This is a genomic window from Nioella sediminis, from assembly GCF_001879695.1.
Taxonomy (GTDB): Bacteria; Pseudomonadota; Alphaproteobacteria; order Rhodobacterales; family Rhodobacteraceae; genus Nioella; species Nioella sediminis.
The window spans coordinates 54,982-73,640 of record NZ_MNBL01000054.1 but is presented as its reverse complement, the minus strand read 5'-3'; the positions used below and the strand labels follow the sequence as shown (position 1 = coordinate 73,640).

The 18,659-nt window shown below is 64.7% G+C and carries 18 protein-coding genes; 5 read left to right on the top strand and 13 right to left on the bottom strand.

Features of this window, described 5'->3' with window-relative positions:
• Nucleotides 1-3: 3 nt before the first annotated feature.
• Together BKY26_RS08560 and BKY26_RS08555 are read left to right on the top strand one after the other, a co-directional pair.
• On the top strand, nt 4-735 hold the full coding sequence (locus BKY26_RS08560; RefSeq protein ID WP_071689979.1) for a 4'-phosphopantetheinyl transferase family protein: 732 nt from the start codon (nt 4-6) through the stop codon (nt 733-735).
• 155 nt (nt 736-890) lie between these two features.
• Nucleotides 891-2,240 (top strand): Wzz/FepE/Etk N-terminal domain-containing protein, encoded by a 1,350-nt coding sequence (locus BKY26_RS08555; RefSeq protein ID WP_071689978.1) that lies wholly within the window; start codon nt 891-893, stop codon nt 2,238-2,240.
• On the opposite strand, the gene BKY26_RS08550 is transcribed toward BKY26_RS08555, so the two are convergent.
• The 6 genes from BKY26_RS08550 to BKY26_RS08525 form a co-directional block, all read right to left on the bottom strand.
• The gene (locus BKY26_RS08550) at nt 2,241-3,158 is read right to left on the bottom strand and encodes a CpsD/CapB family tyrosine-protein kinase (RefSeq protein ID WP_071689977.1); all 918 of its coding nucleotides are present in this window, start codon (nt 3,156-3,158) and stop codon (nt 2,241-2,243) included.
• Between the two features lie 91 nt (nt 3,159-3,249).
• Nucleotides 3,250-5,331 carry an NAD-dependent epimerase/dehydratase family protein gene (locus BKY26_RS08545; protein ID WP_227434969.1) on the bottom strand — a complete coding sequence of 694 codons (2,082 nt, stop codon included), beginning with the start codon at nt 5,329-5,331 and terminating at the stop codon, nt 3,250-3,252.
• A 12-nt stretch (nt 5,332-5,343) separates the two neighbouring features.
• Complete coding sequence (locus tag BKY26_RS08540) at nt 5,344-6,315, bottom strand: glycosyltransferase family 2 protein (RefSeq protein ID WP_071689975.1); 972 nt, start codon at nt 6,313-6,315, stop codon at nt 5,344-5,346.
• Complete coding sequence (locus BKY26_RS08535; RefSeq protein ID WP_071689974.1) at nt 6,312-7,544, bottom strand: glycosyltransferase family 4 protein; 1,233 nt, start codon at nt 7,542-7,544, stop codon at nt 6,312-6,314. Before BKY26_RS08535 ends, BKY26_RS08540 begins: the two co-directional genes overlap by 4 nt.
• Complete coding sequence (locus BKY26_RS08530; RefSeq protein WP_071689973.1) at nt 7,541-8,488, bottom strand: NAD-dependent epimerase/dehydratase family protein; 948 nt, start codon at nt 8,486-8,488, stop codon at nt 7,541-7,543. Before BKY26_RS08530 ends, BKY26_RS08535 begins: the two co-directional genes overlap by 4 nt.
• Nucleotides 8,476-9,624 carry a Gfo/Idh/MocA family protein gene (locus tag BKY26_RS08525; protein ID WP_071689972.1) on the bottom strand — a complete coding sequence of 383 codons (1,149 nt, stop codon included), beginning with the start codon at nt 9,622-9,624 and terminating at the stop codon, nt 8,476-8,478. The genes BKY26_RS08530 and BKY26_RS08525 overlap by 13 nt, the downstream gene beginning before the upstream one ends.
• Nucleotides 9,625-9,750: 126 nt before the next feature.
• On the opposite strand from BKY26_RS08525, the gene BKY26_RS08520 reads away from it, so the two are divergent.
• Nucleotides 9,751-10,497, top strand: coding sequence for a WecB/TagA/CpsF family glycosyltransferase (locus BKY26_RS08520; protein WP_071689971.1), 747 nt, complete (start codon nt 9,751-9,753; stop codon nt 10,495-10,497).
• On the opposite strand, the gene BKY26_RS08515 is transcribed toward BKY26_RS08520, so the two are convergent.
• The 5 genes from BKY26_RS08515 to BKY26_RS20215 all read right to left on the bottom strand — a co-directional run bounded on the left by BKY26_RS08515 (nt 10,494) and on the right by BKY26_RS20215 (nt 15,453).
• Nucleotides 10,494-11,255 carry an SDR family NAD(P)-dependent oxidoreductase gene (locus BKY26_RS08515; RefSeq protein ID WP_071689970.1) on the bottom strand — a complete coding sequence of 254 codons (762 nt, stop codon included), beginning with the start codon at nt 11,253-11,255 and terminating at the stop codon, nt 10,494-10,496. The two genes, BKY26_RS08520 and BKY26_RS08515, sit on opposite strands and share 4 nt — an antisense overlap.
• Nucleotides 11,252-12,826, bottom strand: coding sequence for a GMC oxidoreductase (locus BKY26_RS08510; RefSeq protein WP_071689969.1), 1,575 nt, complete (start codon nt 12,824-12,826; stop codon nt 11,252-11,254). The genes BKY26_RS08515 and BKY26_RS08510 overlap by 4 nt, the downstream gene beginning before the upstream one ends.
• Nucleotides 12,827-12,897: 71 nt before the next feature.
• Nucleotides 12,898-13,824 carry a site-specific tyrosine recombinase XerD gene (locus BKY26_RS08505; RefSeq protein WP_071689968.1) on the bottom strand — a complete coding sequence of 309 codons (927 nt, stop codon included), beginning with the start codon at nt 13,822-13,824 and terminating at the stop codon, nt 12,898-12,900.
• Nucleotides 13,821-15,326, bottom strand: coding sequence for a hypothetical protein (locus BKY26_RS08500; RefSeq protein WP_071689967.1), 1,506 nt, complete (start codon nt 15,324-15,326; stop codon nt 13,821-13,823). Before BKY26_RS08500 ends, BKY26_RS08505 begins: the two co-directional genes overlap by 4 nt.
• The gene (locus BKY26_RS20215) at nt 15,316-15,453 is read right to left on the bottom strand and encodes a hypothetical protein (RefSeq protein ID WP_158514318.1); all 138 of its coding nucleotides are present in this window, start codon (nt 15,451-15,453) and stop codon (nt 15,316-15,318) included. Before BKY26_RS20215 ends, BKY26_RS08500 begins: the two co-directional genes overlap by 11 nt.
• Before the next feature lie 103 nt (nt 15,454-15,556).
• On the opposite strand from BKY26_RS20215, the gene BKY26_RS08495 reads away from it, so the two are divergent.
• Both BKY26_RS08495 and aroB read left to right on the top strand, forming a co-directional pair.
• Nucleotides 15,557-16,123: a shikimate kinase gene (locus BKY26_RS08495; protein ID WP_071689966.1), complete on the top strand. Its 567-nt coding sequence runs from the start codon at nt 15,557-15,559 to the stop codon at nt 16,121-16,123.
• Nucleotides 16,120-17,238: a 3-dehydroquinate synthase gene (gene aroB, locus BKY26_RS08490; protein ID WP_071689965.1), complete on the top strand. Its 1,119-nt coding sequence runs from the start codon at nt 16,120-16,122 to the stop codon at nt 17,236-17,238. The genes BKY26_RS08495 and aroB overlap by 4 nt, the downstream gene beginning before the upstream one ends.
• A gap of 90 nt (nt 17,239-17,328) precedes the next feature.
• Here aroB and gpt read toward each other — a convergent pair whose 3' ends face one another.
• Entirely contained in the window at nt 17,329-17,838 is a 510-nt protein-coding gene (gene gpt / locus BKY26_RS08485; protein WP_071689964.1) for a xanthine phosphoribosyltransferase, read from the bottom strand.
• Between the two features lie 3 nt (nt 17,839-17,841).
• Nucleotides 17,842-18,654 carry an enoyl-ACP reductase FabI gene (gene fabI, locus BKY26_RS08480; RefSeq protein WP_071689963.1) on the bottom strand — a complete coding sequence of 271 codons (813 nt, stop codon included), beginning with the start codon at nt 18,652-18,654 and terminating at the stop codon, nt 17,842-17,844.
• Nucleotides 18,655-18,659 lie beyond the last annotated feature (5 nt).

Sequence of the window (18,659 nt, the reverse complement as noted above, 5' to 3'; positions counted from 1 at the left end):
GCCATGTTTCGTGATCTCATCGAAAGCGGCTGGCGTGGCGGAACGCTTGGCTATGGCGAGACCCATGCCGGGGAGGCCCATGACTTCTGGCCCGGGGAATCCCGCGCCATGGTCCGTGCGACCCCGGCCCGTCAGGCTGAATTCGCCGCTGGCCGCGCCGCTGCGCGTCATGCGCTTCGCGTAATCGGCATGGTTCCCTATGCGATCCCAATGGGGACCGACCGTGCGCCGGTCTGGCCCAATGGCGTGGTCGGGTCCATCACCCATCACGAAGGGCGCTGCATCGCGGTTGTTGCGCGCCGGTCCTCGCTGTCCGGGCTTGGTCTGGATCTTGCAGCGCTGGACCCGCTTGCCGAGGATCTGTGGCCGACCGTGTTGACTGACAATGATTGTAACTGGCTGTCAGATCAGCAAAAATCCCTGCAAGGTGGCTATGCGCAGATGATCTTTTCGGCCAAGGAAGCGACCTACAAGGCGCTCTATCCGCTGTCTCGTCGGATCGTGGGATTCGATGCGATGGACATCGCCCCGGATCTTGCCCGCAACCGTTTTACCGCCACGCTGCGCATTCCCTTTGGCCCGCATCGCGCGGGCCGACGGCTGGAAGGGCAGCTTTTCTGCCGTGACGGGCTGATCTGCACGCTCATGGCACTGCCGCTGTCAACGGAATATGGCGGGAATGTGGCGCGGAATGCCGATTTGGAAATGGAGTGTTTCCAGACCGAAACGGCCTAGTCCTTGGAAATTTGACGAAAAATCACCTAGAATGGGGCGAGGATATGGCAACGCGGGGGCGGTTGCCGCCTCAATTGCAAAGCCCGGTCTCCCGGGAAGCACTCTCCAGCCTGCCATCCGGCACCTGATAAATCGAACCGAAAGGACTGCCCCCCATGGGTCCGATCACATCAATCTGGGATATCCCGCGCATCCTGCTTCGCCGCATCTGGGTGGTCTTGCTGATTTTGGTCGTGGGGTTGCCGTCCGTTGTGCTCTACGCGCTCAGCCAGCCTCGGGTCTACGAGGCGACGGCGGTCGTGCAGATCGAAGCGGCGCAGGTTGTGGAACGGCTGACCAGCCAGACAGGTGGCGGGGCCGCAGGCGGCACGCTCAACCCCAATAGCGAGCTGGAGCTGATCGAACAGCAGCTGATGTCGCGCGATCATATCATGACGGTTCTGGACGAGTTCGGCATCTTCTCGGGCATCCCGTCGATCACCGAACGCGTCGCGCTGGTGCGCCAGTCTGTCCAGATCATCGAGCTGATCGACCCCGAGCAGGCCTGGCGTCCCGAGGTGCAGCCTTCCGGGCTGGTGATCACGGTGCGCCTGTCCGACCCGGATATCGCGGCGGCCATCGCCAATCGCTTCCTCGACCGGGTGCTCGAAGAGGCGCAGGAACGGACTTCGGGCCGGACCGCGCGCACGCTGGAATTTCTCGAAGCCGAAGAGGCGCGACTGACCGCTGAAATCGAAGAGCTGGAGTTTGCCTATTCCGAGTTCCGGCAGGCCAATTCAGCGGCTCTGCCCGCTGCCATTGCATCGCAGCGTACCCAATTGTCCCGGTTGGAGGAAAGCCGGATCAATATCGAGGAACAGATCATCGAGCTGGAAAGCGAAAGCGGGCGGTTGCTGGCCGAGGCCCGGTTGCGGCAGCAGGAATTGCTCAACCAACGTTTGCAGCTTGTGAATGACGCTATTGCCGAGATCGAGGCGGTTCTGCTTGCCGCCCCGGAAGTGGAGCGCCAGACCCATGTTTTCGACCGCCAGCTTGAACAGCTTCAGGGCGAATTGAGCGTCATCACCGAACGCCGCGCGCAGGCGGCCATGAACCAGCTTCTGGAAACCCGCAATCAGGCGGAGCGTTTCGAAGTTCTGGAAACCGCCATTCCGCCCGAATACCCGGTATCGACCAGCCGCAAGAAACTGGCCATGGCCGGGGGGATGCTGGTGGTGTTCCTTGCCGCCGCTGCGGCGCTTTTGCTGGAGATCCTTGACGGACGTCTGCGCAGCGCCCGTCAGTTCGAGCGAGAGCTTGGCGTGCAACCGGTTGTCGTGATCCCCAATCTGCGCAGCCAAGGCAAGGTGCGCCGGGGCCGCGTTCTCTGGATCGGACTGCTGACTGCCGCGGTGGTCGGTGTGGTTGGTCTGGTGCGAGGCTGGTGGCGCGCGATTGCGGACCGCCTGCCTCAGGCGCAGGGACAGGAACTGGCGGTTGTCATGCGGCGCACGACGCGCGACTGATCAGCCGCCATAGCCATAGCCGGGATCTTCGTCGAGCTCGGCCTTGTTCATCACCACCCCCAATATCGGCAGTTCGTCGCCGAGACGACGCTGCACCTCGCGCACATCGCGCGCGCGGGTTTCGCCGCCACCCACGACAAGCAGAACGCAGTCGATATGCGGGCGGAAGGCCAGCACGTCATCCATGGCAAGGGCGGGGGGCAGATCGTAGAGGACCAGGTCGGCGCCGAGCTCCTCCTGCATGCGCGTCAAGACCTCGGTCGTCGTCGGGTTTTGCAACAGCTCCGCAGCATAGGGATCGGTCCGGCCATTGACGCCAAGCGCCAGCTTGTCACCGATATTGAGCATATTGGGCGCGAAGGTTGACAGGTAGGTTGCGGTGTCGATCTCGCCGCGCAGGAAATCCGCCGTGGCAGGCATGTCGCGCAGCCCGAGGATGCGGGCCAGTCCGGGGCGGCGCAGGTCCATGTCAATCAGCGCGGTCCGCAGATCCGACAGGCGTGACAGGCTGATCGCGAGGTTGATGGCGGTGAAGCTTTTGCCATTGCCGGGATTGGGCGAGGTGATGCCGATCCGGCTCCAGCCGTGGTCCCGCATGGCCTGCACGATCCGGGTGCGCAGCACGTCAAAGGCCCCGTGTGCCGGGTCGTGGCGACTTGCGGTGATCACAAGGTTACGGTCAAGCCGCGCCGGTTCTACGGGAATGCGCGGCAGGCGATCCCATATATCGCTGCTGTTCGAGCGGGCAGACGGCGTCGGGGCAGGGGCCTGGGGTTCGGAGTCATCCGCCTCATTGTCCTGCTCCATCGGACGGTCGGCGGTCAGCGCCTCACGCAGCCGCCGTTCCAACGCCCGGCGGCGCCGGTCGCTGTCGCTCAGCCCGTCATCGGGGCCGGTATTGAGGCGGTTGCTGCTCATTCTCACTCAGGTCCTGTTCTTGGCCGGTGTCCCGGCGCTTCTCGTTATATAGGGCAAGTTTGGCACAATTAAGCCCCCGGGCAGGCCCAGGTCAGACACCGAACAGTGCCTTTGCATCGAGGGCACGGGTCACGAATGCCTCCCGATCCGCTTCCGGCTGCCAGCCCAGAACCCGCTTGGGCAGGCTGTTGTCGAACCGCGCCAGATGCGCCCGCGACTTCCAGTCGGCAAGCGAGGGGCGCACCGCGTTGCGGCGGCCAAGCGCGTAGCGTTTCAGCGCGTATTTCACCCCGTCGGCCATCCACATCGCCGTCAGGTTGCCGGAACTGACCCGCATCCGCGCGCCAAGCCGGTCATGGATGGCATCGAAATAGTCGCGGCCTGTCAGCAGATGCTCCCCGGTCAGGTTGAAGCTGCGCCCGATCGCGCCGTCCCGCTCCATCATCGCGATCAGCCCGTCCGACAGGTCATCGGCCAGCACGAAGGGTAGGATGTTGCGCCCGTTGCCCCAGAGCTTGACTGCGCCCGCCCCGTGCCATCGCCCGATGCCCCAATGCTGCAAGGGTCCGTCGCCGCCCACCACGATACCGGGGCGCGCGATGACCAGCGGCAGCCCGTCCTGCCGGTGCATCCGCATCAGCCGCCGCTCGCATTCCGCCTTGGATCGTGCATAGAGATTGCGCGCCTCGATATCACCAAAGCCCGTTGCCTCGGTGATCATCCCGTCGGGGTCGGACATGTCGTAGGACGCAATCGTGCCCGTATAGATCAGCCGCGACACGCCCGCCTGCAACGCAGCTTCCCCGATCCGCACGGCGGTGCCCACATCATTTTTCAGCGCGTCCTCCCATGTATCGTCCATGGATTTCGCAAGGTTATAGACGGTGTGGATGCCCTCCATCGCCGCTGTGATCGCGGGTTTGTCGGTCAGCGAGACCGGGCAGGTTTCCACGTGATCGGCGATATCGGGGAAGGGGCCATGCGCCCCGCGCGACAGCACGCGGACGTCATGACCTTCCGCCACCAATGCGCGGGTCAGGTTGCGCCCGATATAGCCGGTGCCGCCGATGACCATGACGCCGGGGCGCGGGGTGCCGGTGACGATGGCGGGGGCAGGCTGCGCCGGGATCAGGGCCAGTGTGTCGTCGATGGCCTGCATGACGGTGATAGCAGCCTCGGGGGAAAAGCGCGGGTCAGCCGCACCGCCATAGATAGCCCGGTTCATGCCCTGAAAGCTCTGCCCATAAGGGCTGCGGCGGTTGAGAGAACCCGTCTGGATCGCGGCATTGCGCAGACCCTCGCGCAGGTGTTCCCTGGCCGCGCCCAGTTGCTTCAGCAGGGGGTTCACCACCAGATCGGCGGTGTTGTCACGGGTCGTGGCAAGGGTATCGGCAGCATAGTCGAGCCGCGCCATGCCAGAGGAACCGCGCAAGGTCACCGACCGGTCATCAATGGTTTCGACCATGGAAAGCGTCAGCGTCACATCCACATCGCCCGCGCGGGCGAAGATGCGCCAGCTCTGGTCGCGGGTGTCGCCGCCGGGCAAGGTCGCGGGCTGGCCGGTGACGGCTGCGAGGATCTCCAGCGGGCCAAAGAGATCGACCGCGAAGGAAAACGGATGGGGCCCGAGCTCCAGCAGCAGGTTCTTTGGCTCACGCAGCAGCCAAAGCCCATAGGGACCAGACCGCAGGGGGGCAAGCGGCAGACACCAGTTGATCCGCGCCTCGGCAATGCGGCCAAGCGCACCATCGGTGACCAGTGCATTCAACCGTTCGTAGCGCGGCAGGCCAAGGAAGTTGTGCCCGGGGGAAAACCGCTTGCCGGTGCGCGTGGCGGTCTCGGCAATCGAACGGGTTTCCGCGGCAGAGAGCGCAACCGGTTTCTCCACCAGCACATCCAAGCCACCCTCAAGGCATTCCACGGCCAGAGCATGGTGCAAATTGGGGGGCGTCAGGATATGCACCGCATCGCAGGCCCGCGCGGCAATAAGGTTGGCAACCGAGGTAAAGACCTGCGCGCCATGGGTGGCGGCCAATCCTTCTGCCGCGCCCCGGCTTCTGTCACAGATGGCCGTGATCTGCACGCCCGGTGTCGCCTTCAGCGCGTCAGCATGCCAGCTTGCGATATAGCCCGCGCCAATAAGGCCAATTCGAATGGGGGGAGATGCACTCACGTTCATAAGCCTTTATTTATATTCAATGATCCGCATGGACCGCCCGCGGAGCCGGCGCAGAGCAAAGGTGGCCATACCGATGAGATTGGGGATTTTCGACAGGGTCAGGAACCCGGCAAACCGCCAGGCAACACCCGGTGCGATCCCGTCCCGCAGGAGCCCCCTCAGAGCACTGGCATAGGATCCCGCGTAAAGTGCCAGAACCCCTGCCACGACCCAGAGATTGGTTGCCAGTCCGGCCAGCGCCACGGCGGGCAGCATAAGGCCGAACACATAGACCCGCGCGCGTTCCCGTGACAGGTGCGATCCGTGCAGCGCACCCAGTTGCGCAAAGCCATGGCCATTCCTGACCGACCGTTTCCACCATTGCGAAAACCGGTGCATGTCTGCGTCATGGGCGGTCATGTTGCGGGGAATGCGCATGAGCCGATACCCCGCCATGCGCACCCGCAGGCAGAACTCGTCATCCTCGGCGGCGATGACATCCGGGTTGAAGCCGCCCGCCGCCTCGAAGGCCTCGCTTCGAACCAGCATATCGCCCCCGCAGGCGACGATGGGACCGGCAGGGCGATACCATTCATGATCGCACATGGCGTTGTAGATGCTGGCATCGGGATGAATCTCTCGCCGCCAGCCGGTGACGATGCCAAGCCCGGTATCGGCCCGCATGACGGAGAGCGCGATCGACAGCCAGTCGCGCATCAGGGCGCAATCCCCGTCGATGAATTGCAGAAACTCCGGCAGGCCTTCGTCGCGCAGCGCATCGACGCCTGCATTGCGGGCGCGGGCGGCCGTAAAGGGGATGGACATGTCCAGTTCCACCACCTGAACGCCTTTCGACTGCGCATAGGACACGCTGGCATCGGTGGACCCGCTGTCGACATAGACGATCCGGTCCACCAGCCCCGTAACGCTGTCGAGCGCACGTTTCAGCCGGTCGCCTTCGTTGCGGCCAATGAGGATGATGGCGATAGCTGTATTCATGGGGTCACCTCCGGCCGTTTTTCGGGGGGCAGGTCGGGGCCAGAGCGGAACAGGTGGGCGAGGCGGGCGGCCTCTGTTCGGGCGGTGAAATGGGCCTCGACCTTGCGGCGTCCGGCTGTGCCCATCCGGGCGCGCGATGCGTCATCAACCATGAGGGACAGGATCGCCGAGCAGAGCGCTGCGGCATCTCCCGGCGCCACCAGACATCCGGTTTTCCCGTCTTCCACCAGTTCCGACACGCCGCCGACCGCCGTTGCAATGGCGGGCATCCGGGCGGCCATCGCTTCCATCAACACCACCGGCACGCCTTCGGCAAAACTGGGCAGCACGAGGGCATCATGGCTGGCCAGCAGGTCCGCGACCTCGGATTGGGATCTGTAGCCCGCGAAGGTGACGGCCCCGCCAAGGTCCATTGCCTTTGCCTGCGCTTCCAAGGCGGCACGGTCCGGCCCGTCGCCCACGAGCGTCAGCGTCAGGTCGGGCCGAACCTCTCGCGCCTTGGCCAAAGCCTCCAGCAGCACCGGCACGCCCTTGACCGCCGCCAAACGCCCTACGAACATCAGCTTAGTGCCATTGCGGTCACCCGGCGCATAGCGATCTGGCTCCACCCCGCAATGGATGATCTTCATCTTGCCCCAGTGATCCTGGGCCGAAAAGAACATCGCCTGCGACCGGCAGAACTCGCTGATGCAGGCCACGAACCGGGCGCGGGCGATCTTTTCATCCAGCCGCCAATGCTCAGGCGCAAAGAAGATATCCGGCCCGTGCAGGGTGAAACTGTAGGGTATACCCGACAGTTCCGAGGCCAGCATCGCCACGGTGCAGCTCGACTTGGCGATATGGTTGTGCAGATGCTGAACGCCATTCCGGCGCAGGTGATGGGCCAGAACCACGGCCTCGGTGAAATAGATCAGGTTATAGGCGCGGCCCTTGATCCCCTTGGGGGCCGTCCGCCAGGCCAGCGCCAGCGCCCGAAGGTAACGCCCGAACCGGGGCAGCATGGCCAGTTCCGCCCGCGCCATGGTCAGAGGGTTCGCCACGGCGGGCAGCACGTGGAAGGTGCGCGCGGCCTCCTGCCGCTGTTCCTCGCCCACCAGATGTTCGTCGCCCGTGCGGCGGATGGAACAGGTTAGAACCTCCAGCCCCTCGGCCCGCAGCGCCGCGACTTCACGCTGAATGAACGTGTCAGTGGCGCGGGGGTATTCGCCGGTCAGGTACGCGATCTTCATGCCTCGACCCCCGCGATCAGGTTGGCGGCCATCAGCGCCTCGAACTCGTGCTGTGGGGCGAGGCCAAGTGCCGCCACCGCGCGGCTGCCGTCCCAGCCCAAGGGCATCATCCGCGCGCGCAGGGTCGGGCGGCACAGCAGGCCGGGGCGGTTAGGGTTGTCCCCTGCAATCCTGTCGAGCAGCCGCCAGTGAACCGGCAGGATCACACGGGGCCAGCCCGAGACCGACAGCGCGTTCAGGAACCGAACCCGGTCGGGCAGGTCGTCATCCAGCACATTCACGGTGCAGGGCGTTGCCGTCACGGCAGACACCAGGGCCTCTCCCGCACGGTCGATTTCGCAGAGCGGGACTTGCCCGTCGCGTCCGATGCGGATCAGCACCGCGCCTTTGGTGGGCCCGAAATGCGCGGACCAAAGCCGCCCCGGCCCCCAGATCGCCCCGAGCCGCAGAATGGACAAGTCCATTCCGGCCTTGATGGCCTCAGCCCGCATGACCTCCTCTTGTGCCAGCTTGGCGCGCATATAGGCGTCGCGCAGATCGGGGCGCGGCTCAAGCGGGCTGTCCTCGGTGATGACCTCGCCCGGATTCCCCGCGCCATAGACCGAAACGGACCCGGCCAGCACAACGCGCGGCACCCCGGCTTTACCAGCCGCGCGCATCAGGGCGGCGCTGTCCTCCACCACGTCCTTGCGGAATTCGTCCTCGGTGCCGCTCATCCGCCCCGCCACATGGATCACCGCCGCGCAGCCGGTCAGCAGCCCTGGCATATCCGGGCCATCCAGCGGGCCTTCGACTGGGAAAACCTCGGGCACGTCCGGCCAGTTGGCCCGGTGTCCGTAGCGCGAATGCAGAACCACCTCGTACCCTTTGCGCATGGCGTAATCCGCAACGGCCCGGCCCACATAGCTGCCGGTACCAGAGATGAAGACCCTCAGCGCGCCCATGGCATCGGCTCCATTTGTTCGCAGCGGGTGGTCATCCGGTGCACGCCCTCGGTCTGACAGGCCAGCGTCACCTCGGTCAGGTGCAGCGCGTAGTCACCGGCAATGCGCGAGGGACGTCCGGCGGCAATCGCCTCCAGCATCTCCACGGGGCCAAGCGCGAAATTCATCGCGGCGGCCCCTTCGCGGGTGACTTTCGGATGGGTCGGTCCCCGCAGGCGCAGGCGTTTCGCGACCGGGCTTTCCATCAGCCGCCGCCGAATGCGCAGCCGCTTGCGGAACCGGACCGGCGCGGCGTTGTCCCAGGCCTGCTCCAGCTCCAGCACGCCTTTGTCGCCCACAACCCGCAGGCGGTGGTCATGGGGGGCGGTGATGGAACAGGTCAGCCGGGCCACCGGGCCTTGCGCGAAATGCAGGGTCGCGACCGAGAAATCGGGGGCGCAGCCGCTGACGCCGCGCTTATCGGGAAGGACTTCGGCAGTAGCGGTCACGACCTTATCGACCGCCCCGAAACAGGCAATCAGCCAGCTGAGGTAATAGCCCGCATGTTCCAGTGTGCAGCCAGTGCGGAATTCATCGGCAAAGGGCCAGGGTGCGCCGGAGGCGCTGACCCAACCCTCCACGGGCGCCTGCGGGATGAAGCCGTCGTCAAGCTCCGCATAGATCAGCCGGGGCGTGCCCGCGATGCCATCGCGCAGGGCCTTGGCCAGCGTCTGCGCGGCCTCGCCCAGAACCGAGGATGGCGAACTGCCCAGTTGCAGGCCCTTATCGCGGGCCAGCCCATGCAGCGCCGTCGCGTCTTCCAGAGACAGCACCATGGGCTTTTCGCTAAACACATGGTGCCCGGCGTTTAGGCAAGCGCGGGTGATTTCGGCGTGCGAGGACGGATTGGTGAGGTTCAGGATCAGGTCTGGCGTGGTGTCGAAAGCCGCGTCGAGGCTGTCGCAGGCAGGCAGGGACCAATGCGCGCAAAACGCCGCGAGACGCTGCGGATCACGGTCATGCACGGCCACGATCTGCACCTCCGGGTGCTTGGCGAAAGAGCGCATATAAAGATCGGCCACAAAGCCACAGCCCACAAGGGCCACGCGATGCGTGCCCTGCGGCGCGGTGCCGTTGGCCGGTCGGGTCTGGGTCATGTGCCTGCTCTTCTTCTTGTCTTGACGTCACTTTGACCTCAAAAGCATGGCAACAGTTTGTCCTGCCGGGTGCTCTTTTGTGCAAGCGGCGTTTCGGGCAAAGTGGTGCAAAGGCAGAGGGCAGCGATGAAATTCCGGGCTGGTGATCACGACGTGACCGTCACTATCGACGGCTGGCCCGCGCTGGAGCGTGAATTGAGAACCCGGTTTGCGGTGGGTGAGGGCTTTGCGCTGGCGACGCTGAACCTCGATCACCTGACCAAGCTGCGCCATCCGGGGCCGTTTCGCGCCGCGTATGACGCGCAGGATCTGGTCACCGCCGATGGCAATCCGATCGTCTGGTGTTCGCGCCTTGCGGGGCAGCCGGTGGCGCTGTTGCCGGGGTCGGACATGATCCTGCCGATCTGCCGGATCGCTGCCGAGATGGACGTGCCGCTCGGGCTGGTGGGCAGCACGGATGAAAGCCTCGCGGGGGCGGCAAAGGCTTTGGAGGCGCAGGTGCCGGGGCTGCGGGTCGTGGCAAAGGTGGCCCCGCCGATGGGGTTCGATCCTGCTGGCCCGGCGGCGGATGAGATATTGCGCGGATTGAGTGAGGTGGGCGTTCGCCTGTGTTTTCTGGCACTTGGCGCCCCCAAGCAGGAAATCCTCGCTGCCCGAGGCCGTCAGATCGCGCCGGAGATCGGCTTTGCCTCCATCGGGGCGGGGCTGGATTTTCTGTCGGGCCAGCAAACCCGCGCGCCTGCATGGGTGCGGCGGTTGGCGCTGGAATGGCTGTGGCGATTGCTTGGCAGCCCGCGCCGGATGGCGGCCCGCTATGGCGCGGCGTTCCGCGACCTGCCGGGGCATCTGTGGCGGTCCTGGCGGATGCGTTAACCCAAACGGCGCGCGGCAACGCGGGGTTTCATGAGAACCCGGTCGGCGATGCGGCGTTTCAGGGATCGCGGCGGCGGGATTTCGCGGTCCATCTCCCATGTGGTGCCGGTCAGGCTGGGATCATGCCACAGCGCCAGTTGCGCCCCCCATTTCGCCGCCTGTTCCGGTTCCAGCCCGTCGGGAATGCCCATCTTCGTGGCCAGCATGCCCGGCATCCAGTCATTGACCACGATCCCCGGAAAACGGTCGCCGATATCGGCGATGAGCGCGCGGGTGAAGATCCGTGCGGCCCCCTTCGACACCGAATAGGCGGAGGAGGCAGGCAGCGGCGCGATATCGGCGAAGGTCGCCACGTTCATTATGCGGCCAAATCCAGTGTCCAGCATGTCGTTCAGTGCTGCTCGGGTGCAGGCGACGGTGCCACCCAGGTTTGTGGCGACAACCTCCATGAAGCTCTCGGCGGTTTCCTCGGTGAAGTCCCGGCGCGGGTATTGGGCCGCGTTGTTGATAAGAAGCGTTATGGCCCCATGTATTCTCGTTTTTTCAAATGCCTGCGAGGTGGAGTTGAAGCAGGATACATCCGCTTCGATGCCGTGAAACCTGCCCTCAGAGGACAATTGCGCGGTGCCCTCCAACGCGGTCGCGTCGCGGCCAAGGCCAACCACTGTCATGTGTTGCGAAAGCTCCACCGCCAGCGCCCGGCCAAGCCCGCCGCCAGCCCCTGTCACTACCGCAATGCCTTCGGTCAGATCGGTCATTTGCTGTCCTTTATCCTGTCGGCCACGCGCAGCGCATTCGCGGCGATGGTCAGGCTTGGGTTGACGCCCATGGATGTCGGGAAGACCGAGGCATCTGTGACCCAGAGATTGGGCACATCATGGACGCGGCACTCGGCGTTTACCACCGATTCACCAACATCAACGCCCATCCGTAACGTCCCGCAGGGATGTCCAAAATTCGGTTCCGGCTCATGTGTTAGAAAGGCGGTGCGGGTGCCTTTGAATGAGTTTCGGATCAGCCGCCGGAACAGCTTGCGCCGCGCCAGAAGTTCCTCCGACACGCGATATTCCAGCGTGATCCGGCCGGGATTGCCTGCATCCAGAACCACACGATTTTCGGCATAGGGTAGATCCTCCAGCAGGCCGACGAAGACCTTGGCGGTGCCCATAACCTTGGCCCCGATCGCAGCTGGAATGCGTGTCAGGTCCATCGCGCCGGGCATATGCCGCAGCCAAGATCGGGCGACGCGCCCGCGCAGATGATGCACGATCTCGCCATAGCCCACGTCGATGCCCATGGCCTGCACCATGCCAAGCCGCTGGCCCTCGGCAAAATAGTGATCGCGGAAGCCCACGGACTTGGATGGCCCTGCGAAACCCGCAGATTTACCGGGCCAGAGCGCGAAGATTTCATTCAGGTGGAACATCAGATTGCGTCCGACCAGGTCGGCGCTGTTTCCCAGTCCCTTAGGGTCCCGCTCCGAGCGTGACGCAAGCAACAGGCGCGGCGACGACAGGGCCCCCGCAGCCAGCACGATATGGCGGGCATTGAGCGATTCAACCTGTCCATCAAGGCACGCTTCGACGCTTACCGAATTGTCGGCGTTTCGAACAAACCGTGTCACCGCACACCCCGTCAGCAGCACGGCCTGTCCGGTCACCAATGCCGGTTCCAGCCCCGCAGAGCGCCCATCCATCTTGCAGGCGCGGGGGCATTTGTGGCCAAGGCAGTCACGGCACCCGTCCAGCCGCTTGACCGCCGTGTGCAGCCGGTACGGGTGCAGGCCATTGCCGCGCAGCCGGTCCATGATCATCGCATCGCCGGGGGCGCTCGGGTGGGGGGCGGCAACGGCGGGGCTTGGCACAGAGGATAGCGGGTCGGGCTCCCCATGAATGTGGAACATGGTTTGGGCGGCGTCGAACCATGGCCGCATGGCGGCGAACCCCACGGGCCAGCCGCCGGTGGGGTGAGGACGGTCTGGCAGGTCGTCCAGATCATGTGGTTCGGGACGTTCCAGCGTGGCCGCATAGAAGACCGAAGAGCCGCCGGGGCCTGCGCCAATAGGGGCGAAAAGCTCCTGCGGGCGCCCGTCAAGAGTGACCGAGATCGGATCGGGCCAGAAGCCACGGATCGCGCGGGCGACCGGATCGGGCATATCGAGGTTCAGCGCGGTTTCTTCCGTCCGGAAACCGGCGCGTCCCTTCTCCAGAAACAGCACCTTCATCCCGGCCTCTGCCAGCGCGCGGCCCGCAACACCGCCGCCAACGCCCGTGCCGATCACGATCGCGTCCCAGTGGGTGTCCCGGATATCGGAAAGCTGTACCTGCATCTGTGCTCTTCGCCTTTTGCAGCGTGTCTAGCGGCAAAATGGGGCCAGTTCGGGGCGAAACCCGTGGGAAATCAGGATTTTGCCAAGGGGTGTTTTTCCAGCACCAGCGCCTTCAGCCGTTCGTCCAGCACATGCGTGTAGATCTCGGTCGTGGCGATGTCGGCATGGCCCAGAAGCGTCTGGATGGCCCGCAGATCAGCCCCGTTCTGCAACAGATGGGTGGCGAAGGCATGGCGCAGCGTATGAGGGGTGACAGAATCGGGAGAGACCCCGCCCGCTACGGCCAACTCCTTGATAAGCGTAAAGAACCTGACGCGCGTCAGGTGCCCGGCCTTGCCACGTGAGGGAAAGAGAAAGCGGGAGGGTGGGGTCCCCTTTTCGATCCGCGCCATGTCCTCGGCCTCATCGCGATGGACCAGCCACGCGGCCAGCGCCGCGCGCGCGGGGGGGGACAGCGGCACCATCCGTTCCTTGCCGCCCTTGCCCCGGATCAGCAGCAGCTGCGGATCGCCCCGCGCAGCGGAAACGGGCAGGCCGACCAACTCGCTGACGCGCATGCCAGTGGCGTAAAGCAGTTGCATCAGGCAGGTGTTGCGCAGCCGGTCCCCCGCGCTGCGGCCATGGGTTTCAGCGGCGGCAAGCAGGCGATCGACTTCTTCCATCGTCAGGGTCTTGGGCAGTGCCTTGTCGCGCCCCGGTCCCTTGATCTGAAGCGCCGGGTTGTCGGTGCGCAACCCGTCCTCATAGGCAAAGCGATAGAGCTGCTTGATCGACGACAGCCGCCGTGCGCGGGTGGATCGGGCCAGTCCCTCGGCGTCGAGCGCGATCAGATAGGCCTCCAGATCGGCCCGCGTGGCAATGTCAAAGCCAATCCCGCGCGCGGCCAGCCAGTCGCAGGCATCCCTCAGGTCGCGCCCATAGGCCAGCAGGGTGTTTTCGGCCGCGTTCAGCTCAGCCGCCTGCGCCTCCAGAAACGGGGAAATCCAGGCGGCGGTCATCCCCGACGTTCCAGGATCAGCAATTCAAGCGCCGTGCGCCTAGCCACGGTTTCCAATCCCAGGGCCCGGAACAGTGACAGGGCATCCTGCATGTCGTCGAAATCGCCCGACCCGTCTCCAAGCACCAGCGCGGCACGCAGCATGGCCTCGCCGATCCGGCCCTCAGAATAGAGCCGCGCGTAGCGGTCCGGCATGGCGGTCGTGGAAAAGACAGCTGCGATGGCGCGGGGCAGGCCGCCTGCCGGCGCAGGCGGGGCGGTCTGGCCGCGCGCCACGGCAAAGAGGAACCGTTCCTCGGGAGACTGCGGCACGGCAAGCTGCGCGACGGATTCATATTCGCCCGACAATAGCGCCACCCGGCGGGCCAGCATCGCGGGGTCGCCGGTCAGGGGCAGACGTAGCAGCCTTTGGGCATAAAGCTCGGCAAAGGGCACTTCCAGATGCGCCTCCTGCATGGCCGCCCAGGCATCGGGTAGCGTTTCGGCCACCAAGGCGGGATCTTGCGCCAGAAGGGCCACGTCGAATTCCTGCAAGGCGTCGATCCGGTCCCAGACCCCGCCAGAGGCCGACGGCACGCGGCTGGTGGCGATCAGCTGCCATTGATCGGGGGTGATCGCCCCCGCCCGGGCCAGCCGTTCAGCGGCGTCAAGCTGCGCTCGCCAGCCGGCCACGTCGGCCATGTCCGCATGGGCAAAGGGCAGGGGGAGTTGACCGGCACCGGGGCGTTCGCCGATGGCCACCCGCATCACGTAATGCAGGGGCGAGGGTGAGAGATCGAGCGGCAGGGGAGGCTCGCCTTCGAAGAGCTCCGGGTCGAGGAAACGGGCGATCAATTCGCCCTCGGCCTCGTCGATAAAGCCGAGTGCCTCGCCGGTGCCAAGGGTCAGCGCCGCGGCGGACCAGTCGCCATTGCGGGCAAGGCAAAAAATGCGCGCCGGAAAGGACGGCGCGATATCGGGGTTGGCACGCATGGTGGCGCAGGCGCGATCGGGCTGGTCGGTCAGCAGGGTCACGTCGAACCAGCGGCGGAAAACCTGCGGCGCGCTTGGTCCCGCGCGCTCCATCATCGCGCGGGCGGCGTCGATGGCGCCCCGTGACAGCAGCATGTCGAGACGGGCGAGAAACAGCTCTGCCTCGGCCGTGCTGTCGGGGGGCGGGTTCAGTTCGGCCAGGGCCAGCATGGTGGTGAAGCGCTGGATCGAGGGCAGCGCCAGATCGGTCTGCGCGCGGAAGAGGTTGGCCAGTGTCGCGGACTCGGACCCGGCCCAGAGGTCTGCTGGCAACCCGGTCTGATTCGGAGAAAGCAGCCCGACCGCATCGAGATTGACCGCGCCAATCGGCATGACTGTGATTTCTGCCGGTGTCGCGGATGTGGCGATGTTGCCATGCGGGCTGAGCAGCGTTTCCGACAGCCATTCCGGCGGGGCGGTTTGCTCCACCGCCTCCTGTGCGGCGGCCGGGCCTGCCAATGCCGCCGCGATCAGCGCCGCCCTAGTCCACATCCAGATCCACCGGCCGTGTGATTTCGCGCGTCTGAGGCTGCATCAACCCGGAATAGGCATAACCCACGAGCCCGATCACCCCGAGCAGCGCGAGAAAAAAGAAAACCTTGAAAATGCGCCCAATCATGAGACCCCAGCCTGCCGGTATTTTCGGCGTTTGCCGCCGCTATCTTTTCATTATAAGCCACTTGCGAGGGAATTTCGCCAGTAGGGGGACGATTTTTTTGAAGATGGGCGAAACCACGCCAGATAATCAGGCGAAACTGACCCGGACGGTGGTGCTGGTTGGCATGATGGGGGCCGGAAAGACCGCCATCGGCAAGGCTTTGTCGGCGCATTTGGGGGTTCCCTTCGAGGATTCGGATGCGGAGATCGAGGCGGCGTCGAAGCTGACGATTGCCGAGATTTTCGACCGCTACGGCGAGCCGTTCTTCCGCGATAAGGAAAGCCAGGTGATCGCGCGACTGCTGGACGGGCCGCCTTGCGTGCTATCGACAGGCGGCGGCGCTTGGCTGTCGCCGGAAAACCGCGCCTTTATGGCCGAAAGGGCCGCCGTGGTTTGGTTGAAAGCCGATCTCGACCTGCTGTGGACCCGCGTGAAACACAAAAGCACCCGGCCCCTGCTGCGCACCGCGAACCCCCGTGCGACATTGGCCCAGTTGCTGGAGGCGCGCACCCCGGCTTATGAACAGGCCGAGTTCACTGTTGAGACGCGACCGGAGTGGTCGATTGAACAGACCACCGCCTCGGTGCTCAAGACACTGACGGAGGCGGGTATCTTGGAGACCCGGACATGACCCTTGCCACCGTTCACGTGCCGCTTGGCGAGAGGGCCTATGATGTCCGCATCGGGCCGGGCCTGCTGGCCCGCGCGGGGGCCGAGATTGCGCCATTGCTGAACCGCCCGCGTGTATTTGTGGTGACGGAGGAGCGCGTGGCGGGCCTTCATCTGGAGACGCTTCGCACCGGGCTTGCGGCTGAGGGTATCGGGATGGAGGCGCTGGTGCTGCCCCCCGGAGAGGCCACCAAGGGCTGGCCGGAATTTACCCGCACGGTGGAATGGCTGCTGGCAGAGCGGGTTGAGCGCAAGGATATCGTGGTGGCCTTCGGGGGCGGCGTCATAGGAGACCTTGCAGGGTTTGCCGCCGCCGTTCTGCGGCGCGGGGTTCGCTTCGTGCAGATCCCGACGAGCCTGCTGGCGCAGGTGGACAGTTCTGTGGGCGGCAAGACAGGGATCAATTCGGCACATGGCAAGAACCTCATTGGGGCCTTTCATCAGCCCTCGCTGGTTCTGGCCGATATCTCGGTTCTGGGGACGCTGACCCCGCGCGACTTCCTGGCGGGCTATGGCGAGGTGCAGAAATACGGGCTGCTCGGGGATGCCGGTTTCTTTGAGTGGCTGGAACGGCATGGCCCCGCGATGGCGGCAGGCGAGGATGATTTGCGGCTGGAGGCGGTGCGCCGTTCTGTCCAGATGAAGGCCGATATCGTGGAACGGGACGAGACGGAGCAGGGGGACCGCGCGCTGCTCAATCTCGGCCACACGTTCTGCCACGCGCTGGAGGCGGCCACGGGCTATTCCGACCGGCTGTTGCACGGGGAGGGCGTGGCCATTGGCTGCGCCTTGGCCTTTGAACTGTCCTCTCGGCTCGGGCTGGTCAGCCAGGAAGAGCCAAGCCGCGTGCGGGAGCATCTGGCGGCCATGGGAATGAAAAAGGATCTGGCAGACATTCCCGGCGATCTGCCCGATGCGGAGGCGCTGCTGGAGCTGATGGGACAGGATAAAAAGGTCGTGGACGGTCAGTTGCGCTTCATCCTCGCACGGCAGATCGGCGAGGCCTTCGTGACGGCAGATGTCCCCAGGGATGCGGTGCGCGAACTGTTGTCAGAGGCGTTGATCGCACGTGCATAGAAAACCTTTCAGGAAAGGTTTTCAGCAGCCTGAAAAATCTTCTGGAAGATTTTTATGCAGTCTAAGTCGAAGAATTTTCGGGAAAATTCTTCAGTCTGTGCCGCGATAGGGTTCCACGTATTGCAGGGCCATATCCCAGGGGAAGAAAATCCAGGTGTCCTGGCTGACCCCTGTGATGAAGGTATCGACCATCGGTTCACCCTTGGGCTTGGCATAGACCGTCGCAAAATGCGCCTTGGGATACATCGCGCGCACCACTTCCAGCGTCTTGCCGCTATCGACCAGATCGTCGATCACGAGAACGCCCTCGCCATCGCCCATCAGCTCCGCATCGGGTTTGCTCAACACGACCGGTTCGGACTGCGTCTGGTGATTGTAGGATTTGATTGAAATTGTATCGACCGTGCGGATGTCCAGCTCGCGCGCAATGATCATCGCGGGGGCCATGCCGCCGCGGGTGATGGCCACCACAGCGCGCCAGGCCCCGTCTTCGCCGGGGCCGCGCTTGTCGAGACGCCAGGCCAGCGCGCGGGAGTCTCGGTGAATCTGGTCCCAGGAGATGTGGAAGCCCTTTTCATGGGGCAGCTGTGCGCCGGTCATCGCTCAACCCTCCTTCTTCTCAAGGGTCATGTCGGGCGCATCGATTGCCTTCATGCCGACCACGTGATAGCCCGCATCCACATGCAGGTTCTCGCCTGTCGTGCCAGAGCCGAGATCGGAGAGCAGGTAGAGCGCGGCCTTGCCGACCTCTTCCTGCGTCACATTACGGCGCAAAGGCGAGTTCAACTCGTTCCACTTCATGATATAGCGGAAATCGCCGATGCCCGAGGCTGCCAGCGTCTTGATCGGGCCCGCCGAAATGGCGTTGCAGCGGATGCCGTCCTTGCCCAGATCCTCGGCAATGTACTTCACCGACGCTTCCAGCGCCGCCTTGGCCACGCCCATGACGTTGTAATGCGGCATGACCTGTTCGGCGCCGTAATAGGTCAGCGTCAGCAGCGACCCGCCATCGGGCATGATCGCCGCAGCGCGTCGGCATACCGAGGTGAAGGAATAGACCGAGATATTCATGGTCATGGCGAAATTGCCGGCGCTCGTGTCCACATAGCGGCCGCGCAGTTCCGACTTGTCGGAAAAGCCGATGGCGTGAACGACGAAATCGAGCTTGCCCCATTTGGCCTCCAGCGCGGCGAAGAGCGCATCCATCGAGGCCTCATCCGTCACGTCGCATTCCAGCATCGTGTCGCAGCCGATCTGGGCGGCCAAGGGCGAGACCCGCTTGAGCAACTGTTCCCCCTGATAGGAAAAGGCCAGTTCGGCGCCCTGATCGGCGCAGGCCTTTGCTATGCCCCACGCGATGGATTTGTCATTGGCGAGCCCCATGATGAGACCCCGCTTGCCCGTCATCAAACCCATGTCAG